Origin of the sequence: Rhizobium chutanense (genome assembly GCF_002531935.1) — a bacterium.
In the GTDB taxonomy this organism is placed as follows: domain Bacteria; phylum Pseudomonadota; class Alphaproteobacteria; order Rhizobiales; family Rhizobiaceae; genus Rhizobium; species Rhizobium chutanense.
In genome coordinates this window covers 207,755-220,436 of the sequence record NZ_NWSV01000006.1, presented here as the reverse complement: position 1 = coordinate 220,436, position 12,682 = coordinate 207,755, and the positions used below count along the sequence as shown (strand labels likewise).

The 12,682-nt window shown below is 61.2% G+C and carries 13 protein-coding genes and 1 pseudogene; 7 read left to right on the top strand and 7 right to left on the bottom strand.

The window, feature by feature from the left end:
• Nucleotides 1-35 precede the first annotated feature (35 nt).
• Complete coding sequence (locus tag CO666_RS12745; RefSeq protein ID WP_097612474.1) at nucleotides 36-983, top strand: aldo/keto reductase; 948 nt, start codon at nucleotides 36-38, stop codon at nucleotides 981-983.
• Nucleotides 984-994: 11 nt separating this feature from the next.
• On the top strand, nucleotides 995-1,438 hold the full coding sequence (locus tag CO666_RS12740; protein ID WP_097612473.1) for a GNAT family N-acetyltransferase: 444 nt from the start codon (nucleotides 995-997) through the stop codon (nucleotides 1,436-1,438).
• Here the strand turns inward: CO666_RS12740 and CO666_RS12735 are convergent.
• On the bottom strand, nucleotides 1,428-2,045 hold the full coding sequence (locus CO666_RS12735) for a hypothetical protein (protein WP_097612472.1): 618 nt from the start codon (nucleotides 2,043-2,045) through the stop codon (nucleotides 1,428-1,430). The two genes, CO666_RS12740 and CO666_RS12735, sit on opposite strands and share 11 nt — an antisense overlap.
• 148 nt (nucleotides 2,046-2,193) lie before the next feature.
• Between CO666_RS12735 and CO666_RS12730 the strand changes: the two genes are divergently transcribed.
• Complete coding sequence (locus CO666_RS12730; RefSeq protein WP_097612471.1) at nucleotides 2,194-2,691, top strand: YciE/YciF ferroxidase family protein; 498 nt, start codon at nucleotides 2,194-2,196, stop codon at nucleotides 2,689-2,691.
• A 22-nt stretch (nucleotides 2,692-2,713) separates the two neighbouring features.
• On the opposite strand, the pseudogene CO666_RS12725 reads toward CO666_RS12730, so the two are convergent.
• Nucleotides 2,714-3,627: pseudogene (locus CO666_RS12725) on the bottom strand (LysR family transcriptional regulator).
• Between the two features lie 178 nt (nucleotides 3,628-3,805).
• Here CO666_RS12725 and CO666_RS12720 point away from each other — a divergent pair.
• Nucleotides 3,806-4,801 carry an aldo/keto reductase gene (locus CO666_RS12720; protein ID WP_097612568.1) on the top strand — a complete coding sequence of 332 codons (996 nt, stop codon included), beginning with the start codon at nucleotides 3,806-3,808 and terminating at the stop codon, nucleotides 4,799-4,801.
• 104 nt (nucleotides 4,802-4,905) lie between these two features.
• A complete protein-coding gene (locus tag CO666_RS12715) occupies nucleotides 4,906-5,265 on the top strand; it encodes a nuclear transport factor 2 family protein (protein WP_097612469.1) in 360 nt (119 codons plus the stop codon).
• A gap of 54 nt (nucleotides 5,266-5,319) precedes the next feature.
• Here CO666_RS12715 and pheT read toward each other — a convergent pair whose 3' ends face one another.
• The 5 genes from pheT to infC all read right to left on the bottom strand — a co-directional run bounded on the left by pheT (nucleotide 5,320) and on the right by infC (nucleotide 10,585).
• The gene (gene pheT / locus CO666_RS12710; RefSeq protein ID WP_097612468.1) at nucleotides 5,320-7,743 is read right to left on the bottom strand and encodes a phenylalanine--tRNA ligase subunit beta; all 2,424 of its coding nucleotides are present in this window, start codon (nucleotides 7,741-7,743) and stop codon (nucleotides 5,320-5,322) included.
• A 16-nt stretch (nucleotides 7,744-7,759) separates the two neighbouring features.
• The gene (gene pheS, locus CO666_RS12705) at nucleotides 7,760-8,842 is read right to left on the bottom strand and encodes a phenylalanine--tRNA ligase subunit alpha (RefSeq protein WP_097612467.1); all 1,083 of its coding nucleotides are present in this window, start codon (nucleotides 8,840-8,842) and stop codon (nucleotides 7,760-7,762) included.
• Nucleotides 8,843-9,089: 247 nt separating this feature from the next.
• On the bottom strand, nucleotides 9,090-9,494 hold the full coding sequence (gene rplT / locus CO666_RS12700; protein WP_097612466.1) for a 50S ribosomal protein L20: 405 nt from the start codon (nucleotides 9,492-9,494) through the stop codon (nucleotides 9,090-9,092).
• A 38-nt stretch (nucleotides 9,495-9,532) separates the two neighbouring features.
• On the bottom strand, nucleotides 9,533-9,736 hold the full coding sequence (gene rpmI / locus CO666_RS12695; RefSeq protein ID WP_003570998.1) for a 50S ribosomal protein L35: 204 nt from the start codon (nucleotides 9,734-9,736) through the stop codon (nucleotides 9,533-9,535).
• 312 nt (nucleotides 9,737-10,048) lie between these two features.
• Nucleotides 10,049-10,585 (bottom strand): translation initiation factor IF-3, encoded by a 537-nt coding sequence (gene infC / locus CO666_RS12690; RefSeq protein WP_097612567.1) that lies wholly within the window; start codon nucleotides 10,583-10,585, stop codon nucleotides 10,049-10,051.
• A 179-nt stretch (nucleotides 10,586-10,764) separates the two neighbouring features.
• Between infC and CO666_RS12685 the strand changes: the two genes are divergently transcribed.
• Both CO666_RS12685 and CO666_RS12680 read left to right on the top strand, forming a co-directional pair.
• Nucleotides 10,765-11,589 carry an alpha/beta hydrolase gene (locus tag CO666_RS12685; RefSeq protein ID WP_097612465.1) on the top strand — a complete coding sequence of 275 codons (825 nt, stop codon included), beginning with the start codon at nucleotides 10,765-10,767 and terminating at the stop codon, nucleotides 11,587-11,589.
• A gap of 164 nt (nucleotides 11,590-11,753) precedes the next feature.
• Nucleotides 11,754-12,353, top strand: coding sequence for a transglutaminase-like cysteine peptidase (locus tag CO666_RS12680; RefSeq protein ID WP_097612464.1), 600 nt, complete (start codon nucleotides 11,754-11,756; stop codon nucleotides 12,351-12,353).
• The last annotated feature ends 329 nt before the right edge of the window (nucleotides 12,354-12,682 follow it).

The window sequence follows — 12,682 nt, the reverse complement described above, 5'->3', positions numbered from 1 at the left end:
ACGATTTCAATCGCATCACCTTATTGGAGAGCGTCATGGAAATGCGCCGGCTTGGAAAAACAGGTCTCTCGATTTCACCGATCGTCTTCGGCGGCAATGTCTTCGGCTGGACGGCCGACGAAAAAACATCCCTCGCCATTCTCGACGCCTTTTTCGATGCCGGCCTGAACACGATCGATACGGCGGATGTCTATTCGGCATGGGTGCCCGGCAACAAGGGCGGCGATTCCGAGGAGATTATCGGGCGCTGGCTGAGGCAGGCCAAAATTTCCCGCGACAAGGCCGTTATCGTCACCAAGGTCGGCTCGGACATGGGACAGGGAAAGACGCTCAAGGAAAGCTATATCCTGAAGGCGGTCGAGGATTCGCTCAGCCGGCTGCAGACCGACTATATCGACCTCTATCTCTCGCATTGGCCGGATGCCGATACGCCGCACGAAGAAACGCTCGGCGCCTATGCCAAGCTGAAGCAGCAGGGCAAGATCCGAGCCATCGGCTGCTCGAATTATGATGCTGACCTCCTGCAGGCCTCGTTCGACGCTGCCGAAAAGGCAGGGTTGCCGCGGTACGATGTGCTGCAGCCGGAATATAATCTCTACGCGCGCGCGAGCTTCGAGGGGCCGCTCGCCGATCTCTGCGTTGGCCAAGATATCGGCGTCATCACCTATTTCAGCCTCGCCGCCGGTTTCCTCACCGGCAAATACCGCAGCAAGGCCGATACTGAGGGCCGCGCCCGCGAGGGCCGGGTTTCGCAATATCTCGACGACAAGGGCCTGCGCATTCTGGCCGCGCTCGACAAGGTTTCCGCCGAAACCGGCGCCAAGCCCGCGGAAATTTCGCTCGCCTGGCTGTTGCGCAAAAAGGGCGTGACGGCGCCGATCGCCAGCGCCACCAGCCTTTCGCAGCTTGAAAGCCTGGTGAAATCGGCGACACTTGCGCTTTCCGATGTGGCGATGGCGCTGCTCGACGAAGCCGGCGCCTGAAAAGGACCCCCATGACCGTGACGATCCGCGATGCCCACCCCGAGGACGAAGCGCGCTGGCGCGAACTTTGGGCTGATTATCTCGCCTTTTACGAGGTCACGGTCGATGCCGATATCAGCGATCTGACATGGCGCCGGGTTTTCGATCCGGCGTCGGCGATTTCAATGCGCGTCGCCGAGGTCGACGGCAGGGTCATGGGCTTTGCGCTCTATCTCACCCATGAGGGTACGTGGATCCGCAACAGGGACTGCTATCTCGAAGACCTGTTCGTCGATCCCGAGGCTCGGGGAAAAGGCGTCGGGCGGGCGCTGATCGACGATCTCGTCGCGCTCGGCAAGGCGGAGGGGTGGTCGCGGCTCTACTGGCATACGAGCGAAGAGAACAAGACGGCACGGGCGCTCTACGACAGCTATGTCGAAAGCGACGGCCATATCCGCTACCGCATCACTCTCTGAGCGCCGGAAATCCCTCATACCATTCGGAATGATCGCCTTCCCAATTCGCCATGCCCGGCTTGGTCAGGATGCCGCGCGGGCTGATATAACTCTGGATCACCCGCTTCGGCCGTTCGTGCCATTGGATATTGAAGGCCCATAGCTTCGGAAAGAAGCAGAGCGAGGCGTAGGGCAGGTGGTCGTGGATCCACCAGGCGAGCCGCTGCCAGTCGCTTTCGTCGTGGTAGCGGTCGAGCATCCACGGCACGACGATGCAGACTGCCGCGCCCATGCAGCCGTCGAAGTCCCTGACATCCCAGATGTGATGTGCTGCGGTGGCGGCATTGGTCGAACAGTTGAGATTGTTCTCGTTGCCGAAGCGGTTGACGGCGGGCGAGCGATAGCCGGAGCGGATGTGCAGCCGACCGAATGTCGCTTCCAGCGGCTCCAGCAATTCCTGGCAAAGCCTCCTGCCCGCCTCGATCGCCAGATCGGGATCCTCGGGAATATTGGGAATGCGATAGAAATCGGCGATTTCGGAATGCAGGAAATCGCGGAAGAAGAAGTTTTGCGACAGCCGCACGCGGCCGAGATCTTCCAGACCCTTCATCGAACCCGGCTTTCGCATGACTTTTCTCCTCTGCATCGATGGCAGGAACCATTGCCTGGCGCAGATTTCCAGTCCACCCGAAATCGACCGGGAACAATTTGCGTGATCTTCACTTCTTAATGTGTCGCCGCATTCGCGGCCTTTCCCGGAACAAGGATCGAGAAAAATGGCCAAGGAAAAGACGTTGGAAGATCTCTTCTACGATACGCTGAAGGACATCTATTTTGCCGAAAGGCAGATCCTACGCGCCCTGCCGAAGATGACGCGCGCCGCCCAGTCTTCCGAACTGAAGGCAGGCTTCGAAAAACACCGCGAGGAAACCGAAGGTCAGGTCGAACGCCTGCAGCAAGTTTTCGAACTGATCGGCAAGCGCGCCCAGGGTAAAACCTGCGAGGCGATCCAGGGCATTATCGCCGAGGGCGAGGAAATCATGGAGGAATTCAAGGGTACCCCGGCACTCGATGCCGGTCTGATCTCCGCGGCCCAGGCCGTCGAGCATTATGAAATCGCCCGTTACGGCACGCTGAAGACCTGGGCTGCGACGCTCGGCCTCAAGGATGCCGTCCGCCTGCTCGATCAGACGCTGCAGGAAGAAACGGCCACCGACAAGACCCTCTCGCAGCTTGCCACCACGGCGGCAAACCAGAAGGCTAGAGCTGCCTGACGGCTTGCGAACGGGCGGCGGTTCAGCCCGACCGGCCGCCCGTATCCTTCTCTACATCTTGAAGAAATCGATGAAGGCGCGCAGCGCCGGCCGCATCTGCCGGCGGCTGGGATAATAGAGAAACGGCCCGGAATAGGGCGCACACCAGTCTTCCAGCACCCGCACCAACCTGCCGCCCGCCAGTTCGGCATGCACCCGCATATCGAAGAGATAGGCAAGGCCGGCGCCGTTCAGCGCCGCCAGCAGAGCCAGCCGGTCTTCGCTGACAACCAGCGGCCCGTCGACCGCAACGACCAGTTCCTGCCCATCCTTTTCGAATTCCCAGCGATAGATCGAACCATTGGTGAAGCGCCGCTTGATGCAGCGGTGATGGACGAGATCGCGCGGGTGTTCGGGTTTCGGATAGCGCTCGAAATATTCGGGCGACGCGGCGATGACAGTCGTCAGATTGGGCGAGAACCTCACCGCGATCATATCGGCCTCCAGGCTCTCCTCCAGCCTTAAGCCGGCGTCGAAACCTTCCTTGACGATATCGGTGAAACCATCCTCATTGGCGATCTCCAGGGTGATATCGGGATAGAGATTGAGAAAATCGCCGAGGCGCGGGGCGAGCAGAAGATCGGAGGCAAAGCGCGGCGCTGTGATGCGCAGGTTTCCCGCCGGTTTGCTGCGGGTGTCGCGGACGGCCTCAAGGGCAATATCGATCTCCTCCAGCGCCGGACGCAGCCGTTCGAGCAGCAGGCGGCCCTCTTCCGTCGGTGCGACGCTGCGGGTGGTGCGCGCCAGAAGCCTGACGCCCAGGCTTTCCTCCAGGCTGGAGATCGCATGGCTGATCGCCGAGGGCGCAACGAGAAGTTCCTTGGCCGCGGCGCGGAAGCTGCGATGCTCCGAGACGGCGGCGAGAACGGCGAGTTGTGAGAGCTGGGTTCTGTTCATTGATCGAAATGATAGAACAGCCCGTTAAAAACTGCATGTATTTTCTGATCGATGCCGCAGCGATATGGTTTGTCCGTACCGCAACGACCCTCTCCGAGCATGATGTTGTCCGATAACCGCCCGCGCTTTTCGGCATCATGCTCCAGCGGTTCGAAATCAGCTCACAAAGGAGCCCATGATGAAAACCCGGAAACTCGGAAACGAACTCACCGTCTCTGCCGTCGGCCTCGGCTGCATGGGCATGAGCTTTGCCTATGGCGCCAGCGACGAGGCGGAATCGGTGAGGACCCTCAATCGCGCCGTCGACCTCGGCGTCACCTTCTTCGACACCGCCGAGGTCTACGGCCCCTTCACCAACGAGGTTCTTCTCGGAAAGGCGCTGAAACCGTTCCGCGACCGCGTGGTGATCGCCACCAAATTCGGCTTCAAGATCGATACCAGCCAGGCCGGCGCCGCGGCCATTGCCGGCGTCGACAGCCGTCCCGAGCATGTGCGGGAGGTCACTGAGGCCTCGCTGAAGCGGCTCGGCATCGAGACCATCGACCTGCTCTACCAGCACCGGGTCGACCCCAATGTGCCGATCGAAGAGACGGTCGGCGTCATGGCTGAGCTCGTCAGGGAAGGCAAAGTCCGCGCGCTCGGCCTCTCGGAGGCCGGCAGCGCCACCATCCGCCGCGCCCATGCCGTCCATCCGATTGCAGCGCTGCAGAGCGAGTATTCGCTCTGGACGCGCGATCCCGAGGAGGATGTGCTTGCGACCTGCCGCGAACTCGGCATCGGCTTCGTGCCTTACAGTCCGCTCGGCCGCGGTTTCCTTACCGGCGCGATCCGCAAACCGGAGGATCTTGCCGCCGACGATTTCCGCCGCCAGGTGCCGCGTTTCCAGGCGGACAATTTCGACGCCAACGCCGCTCTCGTCGCCACGCTCGAAGAGCTTGCCGCCGAGAAGGGCGTGACGGCAGCCCAGCTGGCGCTCGCCTGGGTCTTGGGCCAGGGTGACGACATCGTGCCGATCCCCGGCGCGCGCAAGCTTCACCATCTCGAACAGAACGCCGCTGCGGCCGATATTACGCTCAGCGCGGCGGAACTCGAGCAGCTTGGCCGGATAATCCCCCTCGGCGAGGTGGCCGGCAAGCGCTATTCGGACGCCTTGCTTTCCATGACCAACCTCTGAGCCTGACGAAACAAACAGCGAAAGCCCGGCCTGATGCAACGGCCGGGCTTGCCTTCGCGGCAGGCGAAACTATCTAACGTCATCTCGGAAAACGGGATGAAAACATGTCGGACAGGCAGGCAGTCGAACAGACGGTTCACCTCTATGTCGAAGGCATGGCCTTCGGCAATGAGGCAGCCTTGAAAAAGGCCTTTCACCCGAAAAGCTCGATCATCGGCCATTACCAGAATGCGGTGGAATGGCTGACGCGCGACGAATTCATCGCCGCCATCCTGGCGGAGGAGCCGGCACCGCCCGGCACGCAGCCCTTCATGGACATCCAGAACGTCGATGTCGAAGGCGATGCGGCCAGCGTCAAGGTCACCGACGATTTTGCCGGAATGCGCTTTACGGACTATCTCTCACTGCTGAAAATCGACGGCCGCTGGACGATCGTCAGCAAGCTCTACCATCTGCATCTGTGAAAAGACCGGCCGCTTTCGCGACCGGTCCATCGTTTGCGGGAAGACGGGCAGAGCTCAGCTTCTGAGAACGCCACCGGTGAATTTCGTCACGCTGGCGACGATCTTCTGGGTCAGCGCTTCGAAATCCTCGTCTGTCAGCGTGCGCTCGACCGGCTGGATCTGAACCTCGATCGCCACCGACTTCTTGCCCTCGCCAACCGATGCGCCCTCGAAAATGTCGAAGACGTTGACCCCGGTCACCAGCTTGCGGTCGGCGCCAGTGGCGGCCTTGACGATGGCGCCTGCTTCCACCGTCCTATCGACGACGAAGGCGAAATCGCGCCGCACGACCTGGAAAGGTGAAAGTTCGAGCGCCGGCTTGGTGCGCGTTGCCTTGCGCTTGGCTTCCGGCATCGCGTCGAGATAGACTTCGAAGCCGCAGAGCGCGCCGGAGACATCGAGCGCCTCCAGCGTCAGCGGATGGAATTCGCCGAAATAGCCGAGCACCACCTTCGGCCCCATCTTGATCGTGCCGGAGCGGCCGGGATGATACCATTCCGGGCCACCCTGCTCGATCTGGATATTGCCCATCGGCAGGCCGCAGGCTTCGATGACGGCAAGCGCATCGGCCTTGGCGTCGAAGACGTCGACCGGCTTGCCGCCGCCCTTGGCGGCGTTCGACCACATGCGCCCGGCGCCTGATAGTGAGGCCGTGCCGCGGCGGATGCCGCCGGCAACGCGGCGCTGACCCTCCGGCCTGTCATTATCATAGGTGCCGGAAACCTCGAAGATGGAGACGTCGGCATAACCCTTGTCGGCATTGCGCTGGGCCGCGCTCAACAGGCCAGGGAGAAGCGAGGGGCGCATATCCGACATTTCGGCGGCGATCGGATTGGCAAGCTTCAAGGCCGGCGAACCGCCGCCGAAGAGCTTTGCCTGATCTTCCGGAATGAAGGACCAGGTGACGGCTTCGAGCATGCCGCGCGACGCAAGCGCCCGCTTGGCGATGCGGGTGCGGATCTGCAGTGTCGTCAGGATCCTGCCGTTGACGGCGGCATGGCTTTCGAGCGGCGCCGGCTTGATATTGTCGACGCCGTGAATGCGCATGACCTCCTCGACGAGATCGGCCTTGCCGTCGACATCGGGACGCCAGGAGGGAACGGCGACGGAAACGCGTTCGCCGGAACCGGAAACCTTGAAGCCGAGACGCGTCAGGATCGTATCGCTTTCCTCATTCGAAACCTCGAGGCCGGTCAGGCGCTTGACTTCGGAATAAGGGAAATCGACGATCTTCAGCTCGTAACCCTTGTAGCCGACGACCTCGGCCGTGGCAGCAGTGCCGCCGCAAAGCTCCAGCACCAGTTCCGTGGTGCGTTCGAGACCGGGGACCATATATTCCGGATCGACGCCGCGTTCGAAGCGGTAGCGGGCATCGGTGATGATGCCGAGGCTGCGGCCCGACTTGGCGATGTTCATCGGGTCCCAGAGGGCCGATTCAATCAGCACGTCGACGGTGTTTTCATCGCAGCCGGAATGTTCGCCGCCCATGATGCCGCCGATCGATTCGATGCCGTCTTCATCCGATATGACGACGTTGTTCGGGCCGAGCTTGTATTCGCGCTGGTCCAGCGCCAGCACGGTCTCGCCTTCGGCGGCGCGGCGGACGGTGAGATTGCCCTTGACCTTGGCGGCGTCGAAGACATGCATCGGCCGGCCCTGATCGAAGGTCATGTAGTTGGTGATATCGACCAGCGCGTTGATCGGACGCAGGCCGATGGCGGTGAGCCGCTGCTGCATCCAGCGCGGGCTCGGGCCGTTTTTGACGCCGCGCACGAGACGCAGCGAAAAGCCCGGGCAGAGCCTGGGATCGTCGAGATCGAGCGTCAGCTTTACCGGCGTCTCGCCTTCGGTCGCGAAGGAGGGGACGGGCCGGGTCTTCAGGGTGCCGAGGCCAGACGCCGAGAGATCGCGGGCGATGCCGTGGATCGAGGTGCAGTCCGGCCGGTTCGGCGTCAGATTGATCTCGATGACCGGGTCATCAAGGTGGGCATAAGTCGCATAACTCTGACCGACCGGCGCATCTTCCGGCAGATCGATGATGCCGTCGTGGCTGTCGGAAATCTGCAACTCCTTTTCGGAGCACATCATGCCACGGCTTTCGACGCCGCGGATATTGCCGACGGTAAGCGTCACGTCGATGCCGGGAACATAGGTTCCGGGCGCCGCGAAGGCGCCGACGAGACCGGCGCGCGCATTCGGGGCGCCGCAGACGACCTGGACCGGCGCACCGGCACCGGTATCGACCATCAGCACTTTCAGCCGATCGGCCTGGGGATGTTTTTCCGCCGAGACCACTCTGGCGATGACGAAGGGCTTGAACGCCGCCTTGTCGTCGACATCCTCGACCTCCAGCCCGATCTCAGTGAGGCGCGTGCAGATTTCATCGAGCGTGGCATCGGTTTCCAGATGCTCTTTCAGCCAGGAGAGCGTGAATTTCATCGTCTCAATTCTCCGTTCAAACGCTGAGGCCGCCGAACAATGTCGGCATGTCGAGCGGGCGGAAACCGTAATGCGTCATCCAGCGGACGTCGGCGTTGAAGAAGTCGCGCAGGTCGGGCATGCCGTATTTCAGCATGGCGATGCGGTCGAGGCCCATGCCCCAGGCAAAACCCTGATATTCGTCCGGATCGAGCCCGCCATAACGCAGCACGTTCGGGTGGACCATGCCGCAGCCGAGGATCTCCATCCAGTCCGTGCCTTCGCCGAACTTGACGATCGGACCGGAGCGGTCGCACTGGATATCGACCTCGAAAGAAGGCTCGGTGAAGGGGAAGAAGGACGGACGGAAGCGCATCGTCACACTGTCGACCTCGAAGAAGGTCTTGCAGAACTCTTCCAGCACCCAGCGGATGTTGGCGACATTGGCCTTCTTGTCGATGACCAGGCCCTCGACCTGATGAAACATCGGCGAATGCGTGGCGTCCGAATCCTGGCGGTAGGTCTTGCCGGGAATGATGATGCGGATCGGCGGTTTCTGCGTCTCCATGGTACGGATCTGCACCGGCGAGGTATGGGTGCGCAGCACCTTGCGCTCGCCATTCTCATCCGGATTGAAGAAGAAGGTGTCGTGCATCTCACGGGCCGGATGGCCTTCCGGGAAATTCAGTGCGGTGAAATTGTAATAATCCGTCTCGACGTCGGGACCTTCGGCGATCGAGAAGCCCATATCGGCGAAGATAGCGGTGATCTCGTCGACGATCTGGCTGATCGGATGGATACGGCCGCGCTCGGCGGGCGAAGAGCGTACTGGCAGGCTGACATCGACCGTCTCGGCCTTCAGGCGAGCGTTGATCGCCTCTTGCCGGAGCGTCGTCTTGCGGGCGGTGAGCGCCTCGGCCACCGCATTCTTCAGAACGTTGATCGCCGCACCCTTGGTCTGGCGTTCTTCCGGCGTCATGGCGCCGAGCGTCTTCAGGAGTTCGGAAACGGAGCCCTTCTTGCCGAGGGCAGAAACGCGCACGGCTTCGAGCGCCGTCTCGTCATTGGCGGCGGCGATTTCCGCGAGCAGCGATGAGTTGAGCTGGTCGATATCTGACATTGTCACTTCTTTCCGTCCAGTATCAGGCGGGCGATCGGGAGGCAGGCGGCGCCGGCCGGCGCCAGGAATATAAAGAAAGAAAAACCCGCGCTAGCCCAAACCAGCGCGGGTTTCCCAAAATCATAAATTCAAAGCTTGGGAAGCGCTGGTAGCGCATGTCCCGTGCGGGCGCAGCCCGCTCGAAAGGTACATGCGCCACTAAAAGCAGTTGAGCCAGCTTTTGCGCGTTCTTACGAACGCGCGCGGCTCAACGGACCGCGCCTTCAAACTCGTTCGCCGTGCCGGCTTCCTTGAGATATTCAAGGGCCTTCTTGGCGGCAGCAACCAAGGCGCCGAATGCTTCCGGCTCGTGGATCGCCATGTCGGAGAGAACCTTGCGGTCGACTTCGATGCCGGCCTTGTTCAGGCCGTCGATGAAGCGGCCGTAGGTCAGGCCGAATTCGCGCACAGCAGCGTTGATGCGCTGGATCCAGAGCGCACGGAAGTTACGCTTGTTGACCTTGCGGTCGCGGTAGGCGTACTGCTTCGAACGATCGACGGCAGCCTTGGCGGTACGGATGGTGTTCTTGCGGCGGCCGTAAAAGCCCTTGGCGGCCTTCAGAACCTTCTTATGCTTGGCATGGGCAGCGACGCCCCTTTTTACACGTGCCATATCATGATCTCCTTAAATCTAGCGTTCGCGGACGAGTCTCAGAGACCGTTCGGCAGGTAATTCTTGATAACCTTGCGGCCATCCGGTTCTGCGAGAACCATGGTGCCACGTGCATCGCGAATGAACTTGTTGGTACGCTTGATCATGCCATGGCGCTTGCCGGCAGCGGCTGCCTTGACCTTGCCGGTCGCGGTGATCTTGAACCGCTTCTTGGCAGAGGACTTCGTCTTCATCTTGGGCATTTTGCTACTCCTTCTGTCCTCCCTGCGCGCTTTATCAAAAAAGCCCTCTCGCGAAGTCCGGTTCTCCGGCCGTCGCAACAAGGTGCGGGAGCGTTTGTTGTTGATCTGCGGCATCGGCGACGAACCGTTCCGCAAGCATTCGAAACTGCCACGGCATGCCCTGCCGGTCAGTTCGGACGCGCGCTTATAACCGCAGCGTCCTGAAAGTGCAACGGGGCGGCGGAGGAATCTTCGCACGCTCAGAAAGCACCGGGGCCGAAAGCACAAAAGCCGTCCTTGCGGACGGCCTTGGGGCGAAAAAGTGCCTGGCGCTTACTTCGGCGCCAGCACCATCATCATCTGGCGGCCTTCGAGCTTGGGTTCGGCTTCGACCTTGGCGAATTCGGTCGTATCGGCCTTGACCTGCTGCAGAAGCTTCATGCCGAGTTCCTGGTGGGCCATTTCACGGCCGCGGAACTTCAGCGTCACCTTGACCTTGTCGCCTTCGTCGAAGAAGCGACCCATCGCCTTCATCTTCACGTCATAATCATGAGTGTCGATGTTCGGGCGCATCTTGATTTCTTTGACTTCGACGATCTTCTGCTTCTTGCGCGCCTCGGCAGCCTTCTTCTGGTTGGCATATTTCAGCTTGCCCAGATCGAGGATCTTGCACACAGGCGGCTCGACATTGGGGGAAATTTCGACGAGATCGAGGCCGGCTTCCTCAGCCATTCTCAGGGCCTGGTCGGTAGGCACGACACCCATATTCTCGCCGTCAGCCCCGATCAGCTGAACCTTCGGAATGCGGATTTCACGGTTCGAGCGCGGTCCGTCCTTCACGGGTGCGTCGGTTTTAAAAGGTCTGCGAATGGTCGTATTCTCCTCGCGTTGTTTTCGGAATGTTGCAGCCTCGCGCTCCCGATCAGGGTGCACAAACGTGTCGCGTCATTGCTGCAACGGAGTCAATATCATCCTTTAGCGGAAAAATCACCCGCTGTCAGCCTGCCAAGAATCTGTTTTATAGGCCAAAACAACAGGAGTTTTCGCCGATGTCCGATCAGATGCCGAATGCCCAGCCGCAGTTCCTGACGGTCGGCGAAGGTGAGGCGGCGCGTGATATCGCTATCATCGTCCGCCCGGCGCAAGCCGGCAGCGACGCACCGGCGCTCGTCTGGTTATCCGGCTATCGCTCCGATATGAGCGGCACCAAGGCCGTGGAACTCGACGGGCTGGCGGCGGAGCTTGGGCTCGCCTGCATCCGCCTCGATTATTCCGGTCACGGGCTTTCAGGCGGCAGCTTCCGCGACGGCACGATCTCGCGCTGGCTGGAGGAGTCGCTGGCCGTCATCCGCCATGTCGCCCCCGATCGGGTGATCCTCGTCGGCTCCTCGATGGGCGGCTGGATTGCGCTCAGGCTGGCGCAGGAGCTTGCCCGGCAGGGCGGCCCGAAGCTTGTCGGCATGGTGCTCATCGCACCGGCACCGGATTTCACCTCCGAGCTGATCGAGCCGAACCTCAAGGCCAGGGAGCGCAAGTCGCTTGCCGAGCGCGGCTATTTCGAAGAGCGTTCGCAATACAGCCCCGAACCGAACATCTATACCCGGGCGCTGATCGAGGACGGCCGCGACAACCGGGTGCTCGACGGCATCATCGAAACGGGCTGCCCGGTGCATATCCTCCAGGGCATGAAAGACGCCGACGTGCCGTATGCGCATGCGATGAAACTGGTCGAGCATCTTCCCGCCGACGACGTCGTGCTGACTTTCATCCGCGACGGCGACCACCGCCTTTCCCGCCCCGGCGATATTGCGCTTCTCCTCGGCGCCGTCAAAGGCATCATCCATTCGGCGGCGGATATGAAGGTGCCCGCCTGAATGGCAACGGCGGATAAATCCCGCTAAAGTAAGTCCCCCGCCCGTGGCATTTTAACCATACCGGCGAGTCGCAAGGTGCTCCCAAGAAGTAACGATTGACTCTTCTCGGCCCTCTCCATTAACACTTTGTTAATAATTAAGGGGCGATGCGAGGAAGAGCGGGCGTGCGGATCAAGGGTATCTTCGTGGCCATGATGGCCGTGTTTGCGATGGCGACAGCCGCCGTACCGGCCCCAAGCAGAAATGCTTCGATGGTCACGGGCAATGCCACTTCGCAGCCGATCGGCCACTATGATTTCTGTCAGATTCACCGCAATGAATGCGGTCCGAACCGGAATTCCGGCCCGGTCGAGATGACCCCGGCAAAATGGTCGCTCGTGCGTTCGGTCAACGCCACCGTCAACCGCACGATCACGCCGATGACCGACAAGGAAATCTACGGCAAGGACGAGGTCTGGGCCTATCCGACCACGGCGGGCGACTGCGAGGACTTCGCGCTTCTGAAGCGCCGCATGCTGATCCAGCGCGGCTTTTCGGCAGCTGACCTGCTGATGACCGTCGTGCGCAAGCCCGACGGCGAAGGCCATGCCGTCCTGACGCTTCGTACCGCCGAGGGCGATTTCGTGCTCGACAACCTCGCTTCCGACGTCAAGCCGTGGTTCGGCACGCCCTATTCGTTCGTCAAGCGCCAGTCGAGCTACAATGCCGGCCGCTGGGTCACCATCGAGAACGGCCGCGACGTTCTGGTCGGCGCGCTGCGGTAAGAATTTCGGGGGGAATGTGGGAAAAGGCCGGCGAAAGCCGGCCTTTTGCTTTTGGGAGTTGGGTTCACCTCTCCTCCCTCATTCCTGTGCTCGTCACAGGAATCCAGCCACGGCGCGTCTGCGCCGTGAATGACTTCGGTGCTTAAGGCTGCGCTGCTCTTCGGCTATTGCTCCGTCAGGCAATGAAGCCCAAATCACCAGATTTCTCTGATCTCCGGAGTCTCCTGCCGCGCGGACGCGCGGCTGCTGGATTCCTGTGACGAGCACAGGAATGAGGAAGGAGCGGCCGTTTCCCGGCCCTTCGCTTTAGGCTCAGGGCGTTCGTCGCT